The organism is Paludibaculum fermentans (assembly GCF_051172195.1).
Lineage (GTDB): Bacteria > Acidobacteriota > Terriglobia > Bryobacterales > Bryobacteraceae > Paludibaculum > Paludibaculum fermentans_A.
The window spans coordinates 364,551-385,276 of the sequence record NZ_JBPJAQ010000001.1 but is presented as its reverse complement, the minus strand read 5'-3'; the positions used below and the strand labels follow the sequence as shown (position 1 = coordinate 385,276).

The following is a 20,726-nucleotide window of genomic DNA, read 5'->3' as shown; positions in this document are numbered from 1 at the left end:
CCTGCTATTTCACGCGCCCCTTGAGTTCCACCACCAGGACCTCGGCCTCGCGCGCGGCCAGCTTTTTGTCGAGCCGGAAGTGGCCCGGCTCCTGAATCAGGTAGTCGCCATCCTCGAAGGTCGAATTTCGCTTGTGGCCTTTCTCGTCCCGCACCCGCCACTTCTGCCGTCCGAAGAAGACGAGCACCGCCGGCCGCGTGAGGCTCAGTTTCAACCTGGGTTTCTCCACCGGCGCGAACTTGCCGCGCGTCACGCGGAAATCCGCGTTGTCCTGCTCCACCGCGAAGTGTGAATCCTGCAGCGGTGGGCCGGGCACCACGCTCGCATCCGGCTGCAGCTTGGACTCGATGCGCATCGAGCGGCTCGGCGTGTCGCTCAGTCGCCTGGTGCTGTGAGCGATGTCCGGTCCGCCGGGCGAATAGCGCGCCGTACGCGCGTCGCGATGGCTCTCCCGGGTCGCCCCGTTCGCGTTGGTGGTAATCGAGTGGACCTCGGTGAAGGCAACTTGCATCATCGGCAGGCCCGGGTGTGTGTGCATTGCAGTCACCGGCGCCACATCGGGCTCCACCCGGATCAACCGCACAAATTGATTCTCAAGCACGAGCTTGTACCGGTTCGGTGCCGCCACGAGGGCGTCCGGATACTGGGCCCTCATCGCTGGACACACCACCAGCAGGGCTCCAAACAACAAGCCGGTCCGTACGGCCGCGCCGCAAATACCCAATCCGATCCCCATCACTTGTGTCCGCGATTCTACCACGCGGCCGGGGTCCAACCCGATTTTTGGCAGCCAAACTCTGTTGTGCCTCCAGCTTCCGTAGTAGACTCGCCCCTATATGTTCTCTAAGGTATTGCGCCGGACCCATATGTACCTGGCGCTGTTTCTCACTCCGTGGGTGCTGATGTACACAGCCTCTACCTTTGTCATGAACCATCGCGATTGGTTCAAGGAACTCTATGGAGGCCCGCCGAAGCCAGCCGTGCTGGAGCGCGAGATGACCTACGAGGCCACGTTTCCCGAAGGCGCGACGGCCAAACAGACGGCTCGCCAGATCCTGCAAAGCCTCAACCTGGAGGGCGCCTTCAACGCCAACCGCCGCATGAAGGACGACGCCGTGATCATACAGCGGCTGGACCCCATCACTCCACGCCGCCTCACCTTCGAACCGGCCAGCCGCAAACTGACCATCGAGCGGGTGCCTTGGGAATCACGCGGCTTTCTGGAACGCATGCACCGCCGCCGCGGCTATCAGTTCGACTCGTTCGCTGACGATGCCTGGGCCGCGTCGGTCGATCTCTTCATCGTGGTCATGGTCTTCTGGGTGCTTTCCGGACTCTGGATGTGGTGGGAGATGAAGTTGACGCGCCGCTTGGGCGCCCTCTGCGCGCTGGGCGGCTGCGCCCTGTTCGCTCTGTTCCTGGTGACGATATGAGATTCAGCCACGTAAACCGCCGCACCCATCTCTATCTCGCCATGGTGCTGCTGCCCTGGTTCCTGATGTATGGGGTGAGTTCCCTGGCCTTCAATCATGGTGAGTTTTTCGAGGATCGGGACAAGGCTTTGGGGCTGCCGCTCTGGAACCAGCGCTTTGAGCGGACCTATGCCATTCACGTGCCCGAAAACGGCGACCTGCGTGCCGTGGGCGCCCGCATCATGAAGGACAACGGACTCACCGGTTCCTTCGGAGCTTACCGGCAGGGTCCCGATCAGTTGAACGTGTACATCTACACCTCCCTGCGCTCCACCCAGGTGAAGTACTACATCCGCGAGCAGCGCCTGGTCGCCGAGGACCGCCGCTTCCGGCCGGATCACTTCCTGACGGGCCTTCACGCGCGAGGCGGTTTCGAGCAGGAGGGCTTCCTCAACAAGCTGTGGGGCGTCCTGGTGGATGTGGTCTGTCTTGGCTTCCTGCTGTGGATCGCCACGGGTCTGTACATGTGGTGGAAGCTGACGCCGGCGCGGAGTTGGGGCTGGGTGGCCCTGGCCGCCGGGCTCTGCTCCTTCGGAGTCTTCCTGTGGCGGCTGTGAGTGGCGGCGCCCCGCTTAGCGCACAGGCTGCGAAGTGACGTTGAAATCAATCGGTATCGCCGTCAGCAGGATCGCCGGCCGGCCCGCCACCACAATGGGAGCGAACTCCCACTCGGCGATTGTCTCCGCCACTCCAAATGTCAGGTCCTTTGGCCCGCCGAGCACAATTGCCTTCAGGACCTTACCGTTGGTTCCAATGGCGACATCCACCCCAACCGTACCTTGAACCCGGTTCTGTTTCGCCAGGGCCGGGTACTTGGGCGGGGTATACTTCTTCACCGCGCCCTTGAGCTTCCCCCACTCCACGCGCATCACTCGCGGCGTCAACTCCCCCCGTGCCGGCAGCTTCGTTGGGACGACTGCCCAGTCGAGTTTATTGGGCTCCAGCCCACGGGCTCTCTCCAGCAGTTCGCCAGCCAGCTTCGAGTAATCCCAGTTGATCTTGCCATCCGCGTAGAGCATCGCTCCGTCGGTCGCCAGCCCAAAGCCGGCGCCCCCCTGGAAAGCGGCGTCCCGGCTCGCCTGCAACTCGCCCAGGATGCGCCGGCCGTAGTCGGAGTCGCGCTGGGCTTCGTCCACGGCGGACGGATCGTCCGTGATGGGATCGCGCGCTATGATGCCCAGCAGATAGTTCGCCGCAACCGATCCCGCCGCGCGGGTGTCCCCGATCTCTCGAAACAAGCCGGCGGCGGTCTCCGGGTCGCCCAGCTGCAGGAAGATGGCGGCATATTGCTTGACCTTATGATCCTTCGGATGGGCTTGAATCTGCTTCTTCCATGCCGCCTCCGCATTGTTGAAAGCAGCCTCATCGGAAAGTGAGTCGCCTTTCCGGCTGATGTGCCACGCCGGCGGCCCATAACCAAACGTGTCGTTCTTGGGATCCTTCTCGATCAGCCACATGACGTGCGCGGCTCGCCTCTCGCGGATCGTCTGCAGTTCGACGCCGGCCGGCCGGCTGGAATAGTACCCGATCAGTTCCAACCGTGCGTCCACATCGTCCGGCTTCTTTTCCAGGCCTTTTTCCAGCGCCGCGGCATCCCCTTGTTTGAGCGCGGCGCCTGCTTTGATCAGTTGAGGCGCGGTCAGGTTCGAACCGGCCCGCACTGGGCTCCATACAGCCAAACAGGCTGGAATCACCAGGCAAAGCGGGCATCGGAGGAAGCGCATCACAAGAGATTAGCAGACCACGCAGGATGTCCCAGGACGGATTCTCCCCAAATTCTCCTGACTTCGAGAGGAATTCGCACACTCAGCTTGGCTCGATAGGGCCCCTGGCAGGCTGCCCATTTTGGTTTGAACAGTTCCTGCCGAGGTTTTGCGCCCGCGAGCGCAGTGAACAGGCCGGTTCCTGCTGCCGGGCGGGTTTCTGTCGTTCGCAGTATTCTTGTGGAGGCCCTGGACAGACCGCCTCTCGCAGTGCAACTGTCCTTCGGGTTGAGGAGAACCGGCCGTGGGCCTCGATTACATCGAACTCGTACTTGCGCTGGAAGACGCGTTTCAAATTAGCATTGCCGATGAGGAAGCCAGCGGAGTGGTCACAGTGGGCGACCTGCATGCCCTGGTGCTGGCCAAGTTGAAGGGGCCGGACACGAAGCGATGCCTGACCAGTGCTGCATTCTATCGCGTCCGCCGTGGCCTGGTGGAGGTACTTGGCGTCGATCGGCGATCCATCCGCCCGGCGACACTCCTGCGCCCGATGATGCCGCTGGGCCGCCGGCGCACTCTTTGGAGGCGCATCCAGGATCGGACAACACTGAAACTGCCCAACCTGGGCCGGCACACGGGCGTTACTCTCGCACTGCTGGCGTTGGGGCTCGCCCTCACCGTCATCCCAGGCCTCCGGGCAAGGCTCGAGTGGGGTTGGCTAGTCTGTCTCGCCATCCTGGGGCTAATCGTCGGCGGGGTGCTGATGTGGATGAGTCCGATGCTTGCGCTTGAGTTTCCCTATCGGGCCGAATCCGTCGGGGACCTGGCTCGGGGCGCTCTCGCTTCCAACTATTCGCGATTGGTTGAAGAGACAGGCAGTACCAGCCCCAGCGAAATCTGGGAGGTCTTCTGCCGGATCTTCATCGAACAGACCGGAGTTTCGCGAGAGGACCTCCGCCTGGAAGCGCGCATTGTGGACGAACTGGGTATCGACTGAGCGCTTCACTCCTGCACCCTGCATCCAAAACCTCGTAATACACTAATCTCATCCTGGCCGCCGCCAGACCAGCCTGGACTCCTGGGAGGATGCCCTTGCATCTCAACGACTGGACCTACGCCCTACGTGCCCTCCGGCGCAATCCCCGTTTCACTCTCGCGGCCGTTTTGACGCTCACCCTCGGCATCGGCGCCAATACCGCCATCTTCAGCTTCATCAACACGGTCTACCTGCGCCCGCTGCCCTATCCCCAGCCCGATCGCCTGATCACCATCTCCGAACTGGCGCCCCCTGGGAAATCGAAGAATCCCGTCACCAACGCTTCGCCCGCTGCCTACCTGGGCTGGCGCGCGAATTCTGCCCTGTTCGATTCCGTCGGCGCCTGGGCCTGGGATGTCGTCACCCTCACCGGCGGACCCTGGCCGGAGCGCGTCCAGGTGCAGCGCATCGCCGGCGGCTACCTGCGCGTCCTTGGCATCCAACCACTGCTCGGCCGGGCATTTCTCCCGGAAGAGGAACACGACGGATCCTGCCCGGTCCTGGTCAGCAGCCGCTTCTGGCGCAACTGGTTCGGCGGCGATCCGGCCGTGGTCGGCAAACCCGTGTTCGCCGACGGCCAGCCCTGCCGCGTGGTCGGCGTCATGCCCGATGGCTTTCTGCCGCCCGTCAGTGCCAGCAACCGTATCGACGTCTGGATGCCGCTGCGGCTCGATGCCGCGCGAGCCGCCAGCCGCACCGACCATTCGCTCATGGTGATCGCTCGCCTTGCACCTGGCCGGACCCTCGAAACGGCACAACCGGTCCTTGACGCCGAGGCCCGGCAGACCGCCGAGTCGATCCCGGCCCTGAAGGGCTGGGGCATCCGGTTGCTACCACTCAAAGAACAGGTCACCGGGAAACCGAATAAGGCGCTCTTCTCCCTGATGGGCGCAGTCGGCTTCCTGCTGCTCATCGCCTGTCTCAACGTAGCCACCCTGCTCACCGCCCGGGCCGCCGGACAGCGCAGGGAAATCGCCATCCGGGCCGCCCTCGGCGCCGGGCGCGCCCGTCTCATCGCCCATCTTCTGGCCCAATCGTTGTTGTTGGCCTTCCTGGGTGGGGTGGGCGGGCTCCTGCTCGCCTATTGGAGTCTCGACGCGATGGTGGCCCTCGCCTACAACGTGTTGCCGCGCCTCAATGAGGCTCGCATCGACTGGCGTGTCCTCGCCTTCAGCGCCGCCGTCTCCCTGGCCACCGGACTCCTCTTCGGACTGGCCCCCGCGTTCACCCTGTCGCGCGCCAGCCTCCGCGAATCGATCAATACCCGTGGCCGCCGGATCCTCGGCAACGCGCAAATTGCGGCCGAGATCGCGCTCGCCTTCGTGCTGCTCATCGGCGCCGGGCTCCTGCTCCGCAGCTTCCAGACGATCCTGGCCGTGGATCTCGGCTTCCGCACGGACCATGTGCTCTCCGCCAACTTCGCCCTGCCCCCCTCGCACTATGCCAGCCCCCAGCAGTACACCGGCTTCCTGGCCGATGTTCTGGAGCGCGTCCGGGCCACGCCCGGCGTGCTGGCGGCGACGGTGACGAAAGGCATCCCCATGCGCGGCTCCGCCGGAGGTAGTCTCGAAGTCTTCGGCCGGACCGATGAGCCGGGCGACCGCCTGGACGTCGCCATCCGCTGCACGGACGCCGCTTATCTCTCTACCCTCGGTATTGCCCTGGCGCGCGGCCGCAACTTCGAGCCCAATGACATGGAAGGAGCGGCGCCGGTCGCGCTGGTGAACGAGAAACTGGCCCGCCAGCTCTTTCCCGGCGGGAATCCCATCGGGCAGCGAATCCGGGCCGCCAGCAAGGACAATAGCCTGCCTTGGCTGACGATCATCGGCATCGTGAGGGACACCCGGCATATCGGCCCGCTCAGGGAAGGGATGCTGGAGCTGTACGTACCCTACCAGCAGTTCCGCTCGACCACGATCCAGCCCGGAGCGCTGATTGTCCGCACGGCCGGCAACCCCGAACGCTTGCTGCCTGCCCTCCAGCGTGCCGTCGCCTCGGTCGACAAGGACCAACCGCTCGTCGCCGTGAGCCTGCTCGAAGAGAATCTGGACGAGTTCATCGCACCGCAGCGGTTCGACACCACGCTGATGACCCTCTTCGCGGTCATCGGCCTGGCCCTCGCGGTCAGCGGGATCTTCGGGGTGATGTCCTACCGCGTGGCGCAGCGCACCCGCGAATTTGGTGTCCGCCTCGCCGTCGGGGCCAGCGGCCGCGATCTGTTAAGGATGATTCTGACGGAGGCCGTCGGCACGGCAGTGCTGGGACTTGGCATCGGCTGGGCCGCCGCCTCTGCCCTAACTCGCTACCTGGCGTCGTTGCTGTTCGGTGTCAAACCCGGCGATCCCCTGACACTCATCGCCGTCTCCATCGCCGCCCTGGTAGCAGTCGTCGCCGCCGGCTACTGGCCCGCACGCCGCGCCTCGCGTCTCGATCCAATCGCCGCTCTGCGTACCGAATAGCAACGCAGTTCTAGCTAGCTCCAAGAAAATGAAAGGGTTAGGAGGATTGAAAGATCGGCGGGAGGGAGCCTGGGGGAAATCCTGGACGGGGTTACGCCCCGCCCAGGAGCTTGAACGTTTCTATGCCTTGGGCGCTGCTTAGAACGGAACGTCGTCGTCCGAGATACCGCCAAAGTCCGGCTCACTGGCCGGTGCGGCTGCTGGCGCACTCCTCGGCCTCGGCTGTGACACGGGTCCGCGCTGCGCCGGAGCGTCGCTCCAGGAATCGCCGCCGCTGGGCCCTTCCCCCCGGCCGCCCAGCAGGAAGATCTCTTCCGCCACGACTTCCGTCGAGTACTTCTTGACGCCGTCCTTATCTTCGTAGCTCCGCGTCTGCAGGCGGCCTTCCACGTAGATCTGTTTGCCCTTGGTCAGGTACTGTGACAAGTTCTCCTGGCGCCACGCCACTACGTTGTGCCAGTCGGTCTCGTCTTTCCATTCACCCGTCTGATTGTCTTTCACCCGGCGGTTCGTGGCCAGGGTGAAGCGCGACATTGACACTCCACTCGTCGTGAAGCGGGTCTCCGCGTCCTTGCCCAGATGACCAATCAGGATCACCTTATTTACACTGCGGCTAGCCATACTCACGCAGGGTACCACAACAAAACCGCCTAATCCGCCGCGGCGAAGAGAATTGAGCGGTTGAAGTCTGCAGCCAAACGCGTCATCATGCGATCTATATCTTATAGGCTGTGAGACCAACCGTCCGGGCGCGCCGGTGGTCTTTCGGGCTTAGAATCTAAAAGGGAACGGCGGGGCCATGCGCATCGGGCAAAGTGGCTGTCGAACACGGCTCGCCCTTGGGGCGATAGGAGTCTTTCTGTGGTTGCCTTCCGGTCTGCTCGCGCAGACCGTGATGAAGGGGGCCAATGGCGGACCAAGCCTTGTCGGCAGTGACATGGCCGTTTTCGAGGCGCGCGAGCCTCGTAAGGACCTTCCCTGCATCGTCACCCCCTCCAAACCCATTCTCGGTTTTGACCTTAAGTTTCATTCAGGCTTTGATATCTCCGTCCCCCTGAAGGAACTCTCCGGCTCGGAAAACCTGTTAACCATCCTCTTCCGAGTCACGTCCAACGAGAAGAAGGAAGAGCCCGTTTACTTCTCACAGAAGATTCGGGTGCCGTCCGTGGATGCGGACGCCAAAGGGGACGCTTACTTGCAAGGAACCTTCGACATCGGAGAAGGGAAGTACCAGGTCGACTGGCTGATGCGCGACCGCTCAGAGCGCGTGTGTGCCAGCTTCTGGGACTCCGAGGCCGCCCTGCCGGTCAAGGACAAAGCCCTCGCGATGAGCATGGCCGCCAATGAGATAGCGGCCAGCGACAAGGAAGACTTCCTCGACGAGCCGCCGGTCGACCGCTCAGGCGCCGAGTCGCTTGTCTCGGTCAAAGTGCTGGTCAACTTCGCGCCCCAGAACTCCACCGCCTCCACGCTCCAGCCGGCCGATACCACCGCCTTGGTGTCGATTCTGCGCAGCATCCAGCGCGATCCCCATATCGCAAAGTTTTCGATTGTCGCCTTCAACTTACAGGAACAGAGAGTGCTGTACCGCCAGGACTCGACCGATCATATCGACTTCCCTGCCATCGGCGAGGCCTTGAAGGGTCTGCAACTGGGCCGGGTCAATCTGGCTAAGCTGCAGCAAAAAAACAGCGAAACCGAGTTTCTGGGCGATCTCATCCGGACTGAGTTCAAGAATGAAGGGTCGTCCCCGGACGCCCTGATTTTTGCTGGCCCCAAAGTGATGCTGGCCGAAAACGTCCCCGCCGACACCCTGAAAGTCGTGGATCCGGCTTACCCCGTGTTCTACATGAACTACAACCTGTATCCGCACCTGACGCCCTGGCGCGACAGCATCGGCCAGGCCATCCGTTACTTCAAGGGTACGGAGTTTACCATCAGCCGCCCGCGCGACCTCTGGTTCGCGGTCACTGAAATGGTGGGGAAGATAGTAAAATTCAAAGCAGGGAAGAGTGCTAATACCGCGCCGTCGTCCAGGGGTCTCAATGAGGCAGCATTACATTAATTCGTGCAGTCGGGCTTGGCCCGTTGTTCTGGCCGCGTTGGCCCTGCAGTCGGCTTTCGCCCTGCAGTTGCCGCCTAAAGCCATGGAGCCCAAGAAGTTGGCTCCGTACGTCACTTCACCCCAGCCCATCGTAGAGAAGATGCTCGAAATCGCTCGGCTCAAGAGCGGCGAAACTCTCTTCGACCTCGGCTGCGGCGATGGCCGAATTCTGTTCTCCGCCGCCCGCACCTTCGGAGCCAAAGCCGTCGGCGTCGAACTTTCGCCCACTCTCGTCAGAAAAGTCCAGCAGTCCGCTGACGCCCAGGGCCTGCAGGATCAGGTCAAGGTCATCGAGGGCGACATGATGAGCGTCGATGTCGGCTCCGCCAACGTCATCTCCCTCTACCTCATGACTGACGCCAATGAACAACTGCGCCCCAAGCTCGAAAAGGAGCTGAAGCCCGGTGCCCGCGTCGTCTCACTGGAGTTCAAGATCAAGGGCTGGAAGCCCTCCAAGGTGGAGAAAGTGGAGGTGCACCGCCACCCCTACACCATCTATCTCTACGAACTGCCACAGAAGTGACCGTCGCTCGCGCTATCCTCCATTCATGAGCTTTCGTTCCGCGCTGCTCCTCCTCACGGTGGGAGGGTTGACGGGTAGCGCCCTCAGCGGCCAGGCCGCCCTGAAACCCGGCCGCAAATACACCACAGTGGAGCGCCTCGCCCCGGAACGCCTGGCAGCCGTCCATGCCGCCCGCAGCCAGTTCGCCGCGGCCCGCAAGCCCGGCCCGCCCGTCGGTGTCTATCAGGATTTCCCCGCGGTTCTCCACGTCCACGCCGAAGACGCGCCCCACACTCTCGGCAAACGCGCCGAAGTGCTGGCCGCCGCTAAACAGACCGGCATCCGCGTGGTCATGCTCAGCGATCACAACGGTCCCAAACCCGATACCTGGCACGGCCTCCGCGACGGCGTCCTCTTTCTGGCTGGAGCCGAAAATGGCGGCAAACACGAGCTCGTCTACCCATCTCCCGCCCCGGGCGTCCGCTTCCACTCCCACCCCGAAGGCCAGCTCGACGCCTCACCCGATGGCTGGGACGGCATGGAGATCTACAACCGCCACGCCGATGCCGAAGACGACACCGACTTCCTCGCCTACCTGAAATCCGCCCTGGCCGTACCCGCCAAAGTTCAGGAACTGTCCGCCCTCTTCCGCCAGTACCCCGACGAGGCGTTTGCTTCCGGCTGTGACTACTGGCCCGAAATCTTCGCCCGCTGGGATCGCATTTCGGCCACCCGCCCCTTCACCGGCATCGCTGCCAATGACGCCCATCAGAACCAGGTCTTTGCCGGTGGCAAACTCGTCCTCGATCCTTACCCCGTCGCCTTCCGCAATACGGTCGCCCACATCCTCGCCCGCGAACTCTCCGAACCCGCGGTGATCGACTCCCTCCGCGCCGGCCGCGCCTATGTCTCGCACGACTGGCTGTGCGACCCCGACGGCTTCTCCTTCGTGGCTGCCAACAACCTGGGCGTCTTTGAGATGGGCGATACCGTCCCCCTCGCCAGCACCACCCGCCTGGTGGCCCGCTCGCCCATTCCCGCCAAGTGGAAGTTTTTCCAGGACGGCAAGGTCGTCTCGGAACAGCAGGGCGCGCAGGTATCGTTCACCGTCCCAGGCCGCGGCTCCTACCGCGCTGAAGCGTGGCTGGAAGTCGACGGCGAGCAGCGCCCCTGGATCTATACCAACGCGATCCGCGCCGATACGCCCGATTCTTCCAAGATCGGCCTGCCCGGCATGACCCTCGACGCCGGCATCACCGTCGAGAAAGACATCCAATACACGGCCGCGGCGCCCGAGGACGCGGCCAAGCTCCAGCTCGACATTTATAAGAAGAGCGACCTGCCCGCCGGCGCGCCCGTCCTCTTCTTCGTCCACGGCGGCGCCTGGAAATCCGGCGATCGCAAACAGTACCCGTTCTTCGGCAATCTCTTCGCCAAGGCCGGCTACGTCGTCGTCGTCCCCAGCTACCGCCTCTCGCCCAGGTACAAGCACCCCACCCACATTGAAGACATCGCCGCCGCCTTCGCCTGGACCGTCAGGAATGTCGCGGCCCATGGGGGCGATCCGTCGAAGATTCTCGCGGCCGGCCACTCCGCCGGTGGTCACCTGGTGGCCTTACTGGCGACAAATCCGAAATACCTGGCCGCCCATAATCTGGACGCAAAGAGCATCCGCGGCGTACTGGCCCTCAGCGGCGTCTACGACGTCACCGGACTCGAAGGCTCCGCTTCCTCCAACGCCTTCGTCGGAGATGCTGAGTTGCTGAAAGGCGCTTCCCCCATCAAACAGATCCAGTCCGGTCTCCCGCCCTTCCTGGTTACCTATTGCCAGTGGGACTATGGCACTCTGCCCCAACAGGCGATCGAGTTCCACAACGCCCTCAAATCGGCCGGACTGCGGTCCCAGTTGGTTTACATCCCTGGCGAAAGCCACATTACCGAAATGACAAACATCACCAAATCCACGGATGCTTTGGCGCAAACCATGAAAGAGTTCATGGGAGGCCTGCAATGAGCGCCACGGCCCAGTTTGACGTAGTCGGCGTCGGCCTCAACGCCACCGACACCGTCCTTGTGATTCCGCACTTCCCCGCCTACGGTGGCAAGGTGCCCTTCCTTTCTGAAATGTTCAGCCCCGGCGGCCAGGTCGCCAGCGCCATGGTCTGCTGCGCCTCCCTCGGCCTGCGCACCAAGTATGTCGGCACCATCGGTGACGACCAGCGCGGCGACATTCAATGGGATAGCCTGCAGGGCTCCGGTGTGAACCTCGATCACGTCGTCCGCCGCGCCAATTGCCCCAACCAGTCCGCCTATATCCTCATTGATCAGACCACTGGCGAGCGCACCGTCTTCTGGAGCCGCTCCGACTGCCTCCGCATCGAACCGGAGGAGATCACTCCGGAAATGATCACCTGCGCGCGCCTGCTCCACATCGATGGCCACGACACCCACGCCGTTGCCCATGCCGCCCGCATCGCCCGCCACCACGGTATTCCCGTCACCATCGACGTCGATACCATCTACAAGGGCTTCGAGGACGTTCTTCCCAACGTCGACTACCTCATCACCTCCAGCGAATTCCCAGAGCGTTGGACCGGCGAAGCCGACCCCATGAAGGCCCTCACCCTCCTGCAGGACTCCTACGGCATGAAGATGGCGGCCATGACCCTCGGTGCTCACGGAGCCCTGGCCCGCGTCGGCGGCCGCTTCGTCTACTCCCCCGCCTTCGTCGTCAACTGCCTCGACACTACCGGTGCCGGAGACGTCTTCCATGGGGCCTTCTGCTACTCTGTGGTGAAAGGCTTCGAAATTGGGGAAGCACTTGAATTTGCCAACGCAATGGCTGCCCTGAACTGCACCGCCATGGGCGCCCGCGGCGGCATCTCAACGGAATCCGAGGCCCGCGCCCTCATTGCCCGCGGAGAACGCCGCACCAAGGCCGAGTTCAAAGCCTACCGGACTTGATCGCATGATCCCGATCCACGATTCGCAGCGCAGTTTTTCGAAGCCGGTGATGACCACCCTCATCATCGGCCTCAACGCGCTTGCCTTTCTGTTCGAGCTCTCCTTTGACCCGTTCACCCGCAACGATCTCATCGCCGCGTTCGGCTTCGTGCCCGAACACTTCCACTGGCTCACCATGTTCACCTCCATGTTTCTCCATGGCGGCTGGATGCACCTCATCGGCAACATGCTCTTCCTGTGGGTCTTCGGCGACAACATCGAGGATATTCTCGGTCGCGCCAACTTCCTCGTCTTCTACCTGCTGTGCGGGGTCGTCGCGGCCATGGGCCAGTACCTGATCAACCCCGACTCCCGCGTCCCCATGATTGGAGCCAGCGGCGCCATCGCCGGCATCATGGGCGCCTACATGATGAAATTCCCTCACGCCCGCATCACCATGGTCGGCTGGTTCATCATCATCTTCTCCTTCGATTTGCCCGCCTATGCCGTGCTGCTCTACTGGTTCGGCATCCAGTTCCTCAGCGGTTTCGGCTCCATTTCCGACGTCCAGTCGCGCAGCGGCGGCACCGCCTTCTTCGCCCATATCGGCGGCTTCCTCGCCGGCATGGCCCTCATCCACCTCTTCAAAACACGCGACCTCTATCGCCAGCGTCGCGATCTGCTCTGGTAAATGTTCTACCCACCCTTACTCGACCTTGACGGCGCCCCCGCCCTCGACGTGCTCGCCCTCGCCGCCCACCCCGACGACATCGAACAGACCTGCGGCGGCGCCCTGCTCAAAATGGCTGAACTGGGCTACGTCACCGGCGCCCTCGATCTCACCGCCGGCGACATGGGCACCCGCGGTACCCCCGAACTGCGCATGGAAGAGGCCCGCCAAGCCGCCTCCATCCTGCGCCTCGGTTTCCGCGAAAACCTCCAGATGCCCGACGCCCGCCTCGAGAACAGCATCCCCCTGCGCATGACCCTCATGGGTGTCATCCGCCGCCTCAAGCCCAAGGTACTCATCCTCCCTTATTGGGAAGCCCGCCACCCCGACCACTACGTCGCCTCCATCCTCGGCTTCGAAGCCGCTTTCCTCTCCGGCATTCGCAAGATGGACGACCTCGCTGAACCCCACCGCCCCTTCAAGGTCGTCTACGCCTCCAGCTACGCCACCGTCAATCCCTCCTTCGTCGTCGACATCACGCCCTATTTCGAACGCCGCATGGAGTCCCTGTTCGCCTACGAATCGCAATACGGCGAAACCGCCGAAGGCGCCGGACTCTTCCCCAAAAAGGCCGAGATCCACGACCGCGTGCGCTCCATCGCCCGCTACTACGGCAACCTCATCGGCGCCAAATACGGCGAGCCCTACGTCGTCAAGGAAACCATGAAGGTGGATGACATGGTGACGATGGGCGTACGATCGTTCTGATCACTCTCAGGAGCGCGTTTCCATGCCATCCCGGCGAGACTTTCTATCAGCGGCGCTGGCCGCCCAGGTGCGCCTCCGCAAGGTGCCCGACCCCGTCATCCAGATACGTGGCGAAAAGTTCCACTTCAACGACCTGCCCACCTATGCCGGCCGCACCTGGAACGGCCACTCCCTCGAAGGCCTGCTGCTGAACTCACGCATGGTCCAGGGCATCTACGACGACGAGAACCCCCAAACCCTCGCCCGCTGGGCCTACCCCGACACTGGTAAGTGGGACCCCAACCGCAATACCCAGGAATTCCTCGACAACATGTCCGCCTGGCGTAAACACGGCCTGCGCGGCATCACCCTCAACCTCCAGGGAGGCAGCCCCCAGGGCTACTCGAAGGAGCAGCCGTGGCGCAACAGCGCCATTGCCCCCGACGGCTCGCTCAAGCCCGCGTACATGAAACGCCTGCAGCTTATCCTCGACAAGGCCAAGCTCTGGCACATGGGCGTGATCCTCGGCATCTTCTACTTCGGCCAGGACGAGTACCTCGCCAACGACGACGCCGTCCGCAAGGCAGTCCGCGAAACGCTGCTCTTCCTCCAGAACGGCCGCCACTGGCACGTCATGGTCGAAATCGCCAACGAATGCGATGGCAAAGGCTACCAGCAGCCGCTCATCCAGGCGCCCCGCATCCACGAACTCATCGCCCTCGCCAAATCCATCACCACCGGCGGCCAGCGCAACTATGTCAGCGCCAGCTTCAATGGCGGCACCATCCCCCACGCCAACGTCGTAAAGGAATCCGACTTTCTCCTCCTCCACGGCAACGGTGTCAGCGATCCCAGGCGCATTACGCAGATGGTCGAGCAAACCCGCCAGGTCAGCGGCTACCGCCCCATGCCCATCCTCTTCAACGAGGACGACCATTTCGACTTCGATAAACCCGAAAACAACTTCGCCGCCGCCATCGCCGCCGGAGCCTCGTGGGGCTACTTCGACCCCGGAGAAAGCAACTACAAGGACGGCTACCAGTGCCCGCCCGTCAACTGGGGCATCAATACCGAGCGCAAGAAAGCGTTCTTTCACCTGGTCGCCGAAATGACCGGCTCGCGGGTCTGATCTGGTACCCGCGCCCCTCCCTGGCGCATCATAAAAAGAGATGCCCCAAGGAACCATCGTCCGTGCCGCCGCCGGCCAGGCCCAGTTCTCGCCGGAAAAAATGGGGAAAGTCTCCCTCGCCGCCGCCGGTCACCTCTACGCCGGGCTCAACTGCCTGCTGCCCGGCCAGCAGCATCAGGCGCATACCCACGCCGATCAGGACAAGATGTACGTGGTCCTGGATGGTGCTGGAGAAGTCCAACTCGGCGAAGAGCTCTCCGCCGTTGCCGCGGGCGATCTCATCCTCGCGCCCGCCGGAGTGGTTCACGGTCTCCACAATACGGGCGTCGACCCGCTCGTCGTCCTCGTCGTCTTCAGCCCGCCGCCGACCCCCAAATGATGCGTCTGGCTCCGCTTCTGCTTCTCGCCGCCGCGGCCTTTGGCCAGGACGCGGAAGTCCAGTCTCCGGCCACCAGGGCGCTGGCCGCCGAGCTCTCGCGCCTGGAACAGGCTTCCGGCGGCCAACTCGGTCTCGCCGCCATCTACCCCGAAAAGAACCTGCGCATCGGCTGGCGCGCCACCGACCGTTTCCCCCTCGCCCAGCTCTACCACCTGCCCGTGGCGATCCGCACCCTGGCCCTCATGGAAGCCGGACTCCTGCCGTTTCGGAAATGGGTGCGCGTGGAACCCGGCACCTACCTGCCCGGCCACAGCCCCATCCGCGACCGCTATCCCGATGGCGCTGTCCTCACCATCGGCCAGCTCCTGCGTTACGCCGTCGCGGAAAATGACGCCTCCGCCGGGGAAGCTCTCCTCTCGCTGTCGGGCGGCCAACAGCCACTGAAATCCACCCTGGAGCGTCTGGTCAAAGACGGCATCCGCATCGACCGCACCGCAAAGGAGGCGCTCGCCGACCTCACAAAGCAGGGGCCGCAGGCCTTTGCCGCCGATCCCCGCGACTCCACCACGCCGGAAGCCTATACAGCGCTGCTCACCCTCGTCCATCGCCGGGTGCTCCTCAAACCGAAGCCCGCGGAACTCCTGCTGGCCTGGCTCATGGAAGCCAGCCAGGGGCCCCACCGCCTGAAGGCCCTGCTGCCCGCGGATGTACAGGCCTGGCACATCCCCGGCACCTGCGGAACCAGGGACAAACTGAATCTCTGTACCAGCGACGCTGGAGGCCTCATCCTGCCCGGAGACCAGGGCCATATCCTCCTCAGCGTCTTCCTCAAGCTCTCCCCACAGGACGAAGCGGCGCGCGAGAACACCCTGGCCCAGGCGACCCTCGCCGTCTATCGCTTCCTCACCACGCCGCAGTAACGCCGGCAGCCGTCGCAGCATCCACTTCACTCCCAGTCCTCAGCTCTTCCCCCTCTCCCTTCGCCCGCCGATGGCACACTGGACAATATGACCAGCACAGGAGTACCCCGTCGCAAAGCCGGATTCCTGAAGCAGCATGGACTCAGCCTCACCGCGATTCTGATCCTCCTCTCCTGGATCGCCTTGTATCGCCACAGCGATCCGAAGACTCATTCCGGTTCGTATTTCGGCAACGCCATCGCGGATTGGACCGGCGTGGTAGTCACCGTCATCGCGACGAAATACTTCTACGAAATCGGCTCAGCCGAGAGCCGGCAGCCGGGCCGCCGCTTCCGGAATCGTGTCATCGAGACAATCCGGCAGCACTCCTTGACCATTTTTCTCGGGCTCACCGGCGCGGGCTGGATATTGCTCTACATCAGGATGGATTCCGGCGGAAAGTGGGGGCAGGTTGTGGGCAACATCGTGTCGGAATGGACCCAACTTCTCGGGCTGGTTCTCCTCACGAAACGCTTAATCGAGGAGAAATCCAAGGAGAGTAAACAATAAGCGCGGGCTCGGCGCGCCACCCCGAAATCGGTCACCACCATCAGCGCGCACTTGACGCCCCGAATCCTTGCGCCGTAAGCTAAGAATTCTTGGTATGAGCAGCCCTGCACCAACCTACGATTCACCACCTGGCTCCCTGGACATGTTGATTCTGCGGTTGCTGTCGTTCCGCGACCTGCATGCCTACGGCATCGCTCAGTTCATTCAACGCTCATCCGGCCATGAACTCCTCCTCGAGGAGGGCTCGTTATACCCCGCACTCCAGCGCCTGGAGCTCAACGGCTGGATTGACGGCGACTGGGGCATGACCGCGAAGAACAGACGGGCGAGGATCTACCAGATCACCTCCGCCGGCCTCCGGCAGGTAGCGGTTGATTCGCGGACCTTGGTGGACTCGACCTGCCGGCCCACGCTGGCCGCGCGTTCAGCGGCCATCGCCATCGCGTGCACCTCCCTCGCGGCCTCTGGGCAGCCCGCCCCGGTCACCACTTTCCAACCGGAGCGCGACTGTGATCCAGTGCCTGCTTTGATCCGGCACGCCGCCAAGGACGCCAGGATTCCACTCCATCTTGTCTGCTATGTCAGCAACCGTCCCGCGTTTGCGCTCAAGGCAGGCGAGGCGTTCGCCGCCAATCTCGACAGGTCCGGGGATCTGGTTCAAGTCGTCCTTCCGTTTGGACAACTGCTGCTCGTGAACGGTACGGAACCCGCCGTCCAAATGGCCGTTCGTTTCTACGATACGGCCAGTCGAAAACGGCTGAATGCAGCGCGCTTCGCCCGAGAGCAGGATCTGGGCGTGAACATGGTTGTGCTCGACAGCACGGCACAGGGTACCCGTGCGTTGAGAAAATCGTACGCCGCTTTCTTCACGCCTTACCAGCCGTTCGTCTCCTCCACGAGACCGCGTTCGAAGCCGAAGGGCCGGCAGTGACTGGGCTTGACCTCGACTTCACGTCGCGGCGCGAAGGTTCTCCCGTCTGCCCTTGACTCCTGCCCACTGGAACCGTAAGCTAAGAATTCTTAGTATGGGACGCAAATCAAAAAAGAACGACTCGTTGCCCGGCTCGCTCGACATGCTGATTCTCCGGACGCTCTCGCTGCGCGACCTCCATGGCTACGGCATAGTCCAGTTCATTCAGCAATCGTCCGGCAATGAGCTCCTCATTGAGGAGGGTTCTCTCTACCCCGCTCTCCAACGCTTGGAACTCAACGGCTGGATCGATGGGGATTGGGGCGTCACGGCGAATAATCGGCGAGCAAGGATCTACAAAATCACCGCCGCCGGCCGCAAACAACTAGCCGTGGAAACCCGGCAGTACGCCAAACTCACGCTGGCCATCGCGCACGTGATGGGAACGGAATGACCCACCTGCGCAGACGGCTGGGATATTGGCTGCAAAGCGCCAGGCGCAGCGAATCGCTGAGTGAGGAAATAGAACTCCACCTGGCCGAAAAGACGGCCGAATTGCAGGCCAACGGCATGACGCTGGAAGACGCCCGTGCGGAGGCGCGCCGGCGCTTTGGAAACGTCACCCTGAAGCAGGAAGAGTCGCGGGAGATTTGGATGACACGCTTTCTATCGGAACTCGGCCAGGACCTGCGCTATGGCTGGCGCACCATGACCTCCAATAAAGCCTTCAGCGCCTTGGCCATCCTGTCCCTGGCACTCGGCATCGGCGCCAATACCGCCATCTACAGCCTGATGGAGTCGATCCTGATGCGCTCGCTCCCAGTAGCCGAGCCCGAGGCGCTGGTGATGCTGAACTGGACCAGCAAGCCGCCCCAGAACGCCAGCAAACAATGGGTCCACGTCGTGCACGGGATACAGGGCATCTTCTGGCCGGGTGACAGGGGCGCCCTGGTCAGCGGAATCTTCCCATACCGCGCGTACGAGACGTTACGCGAGGACAATCCCGTCTTCTCCACACTGTTCGGGTACTTCGACGGCCACAAGCATAGCCTGGCCATCCGCGGGCAAGCCATGAGCGCCGCCACGGAATATGTCACCGGCGAATACTTCCGCGGCCTGGGCGTGTCGCCGGCCGCCGGCCGCCTCATTGCAGCCGAGGACGACCGTCCTGGCTCGGCGCCGGTGGCGGTCATCAGTTTTTCCGCCAGCCAGAATCGCTTCGGCGGACCACCCAGTGCAATTGGACAGGCGATCCTCGTGGATAACGTGCCCTTTACCGTCATCGGTGTCGCGCCGCCGGAGTTCTTCGGAGTCGATCCGGCAACGGCGCCGGACCTTTATCTTCCGATACACACCAGCCTGCTGGTCGAGGGCCCGAAGGCGGCACACGTGTTTACCGACGAAAACTTCTACTGGATCGAAATGATGGGCCGCCTGCGCCCCGGCGTCACCATGGCCCAGGCCCAGTCGGTACTGGCGCCCCGGTTCAAGCAATGGGTCGCCACCACGGCGAAGAGTGACGGGGAACTCGCCCGGTTGCCCGCCCTGATTCTGAACCCCGGCGCTGGCGGCCTCGGCAAACTGCGCCGCGAGTATTCCAAGCCGCTGTTCGTACTGCTGGCGATGGTGGGCTTGATCCTGGCCATCACCTGCGTGAACATCGCCAATCTCCTGCTCGCCAGGGCAGCCGCGCGGCGCCGCGAAATGGCGATCCGCCTCAGCCTCGGGGCCGGACGGCTTCGCGTCGTGCGGCAGTTGCTCACCGAGTGTGTGATGCTGGCGTCAGTCGGCGGAGCCCTGGGCGTCCTGTTTGCCATCTGGGGCGTCCGCTGGCTCACTCTCCTGTTCTCCAGGGGACAGGAGAACTTTACACTCCACGCGGAATTGAACTGGCAGGTGCTCGGCGTCACCGCGGCGCTCTCTCTGATCTGCGGCCTGATATTTGGCCTCGTACCCGCAATTCAGTCCACTCGGCCCGACGTCATCCCCGCGCTCAAGGACGGCCGCGGCGGTGGGTCCCGCCACCGCACCCAGCATGTCCTGGTCGTCGCCCAGATCGCGATGTCTTTCCTCATCCTGGTGGCCGCCGGTCTGTTCGTCCGCACACTCGACAAATTGCACTCCGTCCAGTTGGGATACGCCCGCGAGAACATTCTGCTCTTCTCACTGAACGCGAGCCAGGCCGGCCATCGCGACCCGGAGATCGTCAATTTCTACGCCAACCTGCGCAAACGCTTTGAATCGATCCCCGGTGTGGGCAGCGCTACCCTTTCTCAGTCCTCCATCATCAACGCCGGCCACGCCGGGAAAACTTACAGGGGCGCAATGAGGGTCGGCTCCGTCGCGATCGAAGGCGCCAGTGTCATGACCACCGGGCCGCGTTTTCTCACCACGATGCAGATTCCCATCCTGGCCGGACGCGAGATCGACGACCGCGACCAGCCGGGCTCCCCCTCGGTGGCCGTCATCAGCGAACGCCTCGCACGGACTTACTTCGCCAATGAGAATCCCATCGGCCAGCGCATCACGCTCGTCGACGACAAGCGTGATGTCGAAATCATCGGGGTTTCGGCTAATCTGCGCAGCGGCAGCCTGAAAAACGGGGACTCCAGTGCGATGATCGTCTTCCTGGCCGCCAGCCAAAGTTCTCCAGAGGGCGTCACCTTCGCTCTTCACACTTCGGGTGATCCGCTGAAATACGTCACGAGTGTGCACGAAATCGTGCGGGAGGCTGATTCCGCCATGCCCGTCACCAACGTAGTCACCCAGGCGGCGGAAATCGACCGGACCATCAGCCGGGAAGTCATGTTCGCCAGGCTCTGCACGGGTTTCGCGATCCTCGCGCTCCTCACCGCCTGCGTGGGTCTCTACGGGACAATGTCCTACACAGTCGCCCGTCAGTTCAGTGAAATGGGGATCCGCATGGCCCTCGGCGCGCAACGCGGCACCGTGGTCTGGATGGTTCTGCGCCGCGTGCTCCTGCTGGCCGCGGTGGGCCTCGCCATCAGCCTCCCCATCGCGCTGGGCGCCACGCGCCTCGTCAAATCGTTTCTGTTCGGGACCCAGCCCAACGATCCGGCAACCCTGGCGCTGGCCGGCATCGTCCTGCTGGCCGCCGCGTTTCTCGCCGGCTACGCTCCAGCCCGGCGAGCCTCTCGCATCGATCCGCTGGTGGCTCTGCGCCACGACTAGGCTACGGTCGT

General features: G+C 63.2%; 20 protein-coding genes. 17 read left to right on the top strand and 3 right to left on the bottom strand.

The genetic code is table 11. From position 1 onward, the window contains the following. Nucleotides 1-4: 4 nt before the first annotated feature. The gene (locus tag ACR9Y2_RS01565; RefSeq protein ID WP_435039264.1) at nt 5-739 is read right to left on the bottom strand and encodes a hypothetical protein; all 735 of its coding nucleotides are present in this window, start codon (nt 737-739) and stop codon (nt 5-7) included. 97 nt (nt 740-836) lie between these two features. Between ACR9Y2_RS01565 and ACR9Y2_RS01560 the strand changes: the two genes are divergently transcribed. Together ACR9Y2_RS01560 and ACR9Y2_RS01555 are read left to right on the top strand one after the other, a co-directional pair. After that, nucleotides 837-1,433 (top strand): PepSY-associated TM helix domain-containing protein, encoded by a 597-nt coding sequence (locus ACR9Y2_RS01560; protein WP_435039263.1) that lies wholly within the window; start codon nt 837-839, stop codon nt 1,431-1,433. Beyond that, complete coding sequence (locus ACR9Y2_RS01555; protein WP_435039262.1) at nt 1,430-2,029, top strand: hypothetical protein; 600 nt, start codon at nt 1,430-1,432, stop codon at nt 2,027-2,029. The genes ACR9Y2_RS01560 and ACR9Y2_RS01555 overlap by 4 nt, the downstream gene beginning before the upstream one ends. 15 nt (nt 2,030-2,044) lie before the next feature. On the opposite strand, the gene ACR9Y2_RS01550 is transcribed toward ACR9Y2_RS01555, so the two are convergent. Then, the gene (locus ACR9Y2_RS01550; protein ID WP_435039261.1) at nt 2,045-3,151 is read right to left on the bottom strand and encodes an energy transducer TonB; all 1,107 of its coding nucleotides are present in this window, start codon (nt 3,149-3,151) and stop codon (nt 2,045-2,047) included. A 328-nt stretch (nt 3,152-3,479) separates the two neighbouring features. On the opposite strand from ACR9Y2_RS01550, the gene ACR9Y2_RS01545 reads away from it, so the two are divergent. Both ACR9Y2_RS01545 and ACR9Y2_RS01540 read left to right on the top strand, forming a co-directional pair. Then, entirely contained in the window at nt 3,480-4,172 is a 693-nt protein-coding gene (locus ACR9Y2_RS01545) for a hypothetical protein (RefSeq protein WP_435039260.1), read from the top strand. Between the two features lie 95 nt (nt 4,173-4,267). Next, complete coding sequence (locus tag ACR9Y2_RS01540; RefSeq protein ID WP_435039259.1) at nt 4,268-6,670, top strand: ABC transporter permease; 2,403 nt, start codon at nt 4,268-4,270, stop codon at nt 6,668-6,670. 138 nt (nt 6,671-6,808) lie between these two features. Here ACR9Y2_RS01540 and ACR9Y2_RS01535 read toward each other — a convergent pair whose 3' ends face one another. Then, nucleotides 6,809-7,291: a single-stranded DNA-binding protein gene (locus ACR9Y2_RS01535; protein ID WP_435039258.1), complete on the bottom strand. Its 483-nt coding sequence runs from the start codon at nt 7,289-7,291 to the stop codon at nt 6,809-6,811. A gap of 178 nt (nt 7,292-7,469) precedes the next feature. Between ACR9Y2_RS01535 and ACR9Y2_RS01530 the strand changes: the two genes are divergently transcribed. The 13 genes from ACR9Y2_RS01530 to ACR9Y2_RS01470 all read left to right on the top strand — a co-directional run bounded on the left by ACR9Y2_RS01530 (nt 7,470) and on the right by ACR9Y2_RS01470 (nt 20,715). Beyond that, nucleotides 7,470-8,735 (top strand): acetyltransferase, encoded by a 1,266-nt coding sequence (locus ACR9Y2_RS01530; RefSeq protein ID WP_435039257.1) that lies wholly within the window; start codon nt 7,470-7,472, stop codon nt 8,733-8,735. Next, entirely contained in the window at nt 8,716-9,297 is a 582-nt protein-coding gene (locus tag ACR9Y2_RS01525; RefSeq protein ID WP_435039256.1) for a class I SAM-dependent methyltransferase, read from the top strand. The genes ACR9Y2_RS01530 and ACR9Y2_RS01525 overlap by 20 nt, the downstream gene beginning before the upstream one ends. Nucleotides 9,298-9,322: 25 nt before the next feature. Then, nucleotides 9,323-11,290, top strand: a complete 1,968-nt coding sequence (locus tag ACR9Y2_RS01520) for an alpha/beta fold hydrolase (protein WP_435039255.1) — start codon at nt 9,323-9,325, stop codon at nt 11,288-11,290. Beyond that, on the top strand, nt 11,287-12,240 hold the full coding sequence (locus tag ACR9Y2_RS01515) for a carbohydrate kinase family protein (protein WP_435039254.1): 954 nt from the start codon (nt 11,287-11,289) through the stop codon (nt 12,238-12,240). The genes ACR9Y2_RS01520 and ACR9Y2_RS01515 overlap by 4 nt, the downstream gene beginning before the upstream one ends. 4 nt (nt 12,241-12,244) lie before the next feature. Next, complete coding sequence (locus ACR9Y2_RS01510; protein WP_435039253.1) at nt 12,245-12,910, top strand: rhomboid family intramembrane serine protease; 666 nt, start codon at nt 12,245-12,247, stop codon at nt 12,908-12,910. Then, nucleotides 12,911-13,657 (top strand): bacillithiol biosynthesis deacetylase BshB1, encoded by a 747-nt coding sequence (gene bshB1 / locus ACR9Y2_RS01505; RefSeq protein WP_435039252.1) that lies wholly within the window; start codon nt 12,911-12,913, stop codon nt 13,655-13,657. It abuts the gene before it with no gap. Between the two features lie 22 nt (nt 13,658-13,679). After that, nucleotides 13,680-14,765 carry a hypothetical protein gene (locus ACR9Y2_RS01500; RefSeq protein WP_435039251.1) on the top strand — a complete coding sequence of 362 codons (1,086 nt, stop codon included), beginning with the start codon at nt 13,680-13,682 and terminating at the stop codon, nt 14,763-14,765. Between the two features lie 40 nt (nt 14,766-14,805). Continuing rightward, a complete protein-coding gene (locus ACR9Y2_RS01495; protein ID WP_435039250.1) occupies nt 14,806-15,144 on the top strand; it encodes a cupin domain-containing protein in 339 nt (112 codons plus the stop codon). Further along, on the top strand, nt 15,141-16,064 hold the full coding sequence (locus tag ACR9Y2_RS01490; RefSeq protein WP_435039249.1) for a serine hydrolase: 924 nt from the start codon (nt 15,141-15,143) through the stop codon (nt 16,062-16,064). Before ACR9Y2_RS01495 ends, ACR9Y2_RS01490 begins: the two co-directional genes overlap by 4 nt. An 87-nt stretch (nt 16,065-16,151) precedes the next feature. Beyond that, on the top strand, nt 16,152-16,613 hold the full coding sequence (locus ACR9Y2_RS01485; RefSeq protein ID WP_435039248.1) for a hypothetical protein: 462 nt from the start codon (nt 16,152-16,154) through the stop codon (nt 16,611-16,613). Nucleotides 16,614-16,707: 94 nt separating this feature from the next. Next, complete coding sequence (locus tag ACR9Y2_RS01480; protein WP_435039247.1) at nt 16,708-17,544, top strand: PadR family transcriptional regulator; 837 nt, start codon at nt 16,708-16,710, stop codon at nt 17,542-17,544. 94 nt (nt 17,545-17,638) lie between these two features. Beyond that, complete coding sequence (locus tag ACR9Y2_RS01475; protein ID WP_435039246.1) at nt 17,639-17,977, top strand: PadR family transcriptional regulator; 339 nt, start codon at nt 17,639-17,641, stop codon at nt 17,975-17,977. Further along, nucleotides 17,974-20,715 (top strand): ADOP family duplicated permease, encoded by a 2,742-nt coding sequence (locus tag ACR9Y2_RS01470; protein WP_435039245.1) that lies wholly within the window; start codon nt 17,974-17,976, stop codon nt 20,713-20,715. Before ACR9Y2_RS01475 ends, ACR9Y2_RS01470 begins: the two co-directional genes overlap by 4 nt. The last annotated feature ends 11 nt before the right edge of the window (nt 20,716-20,726 follow it).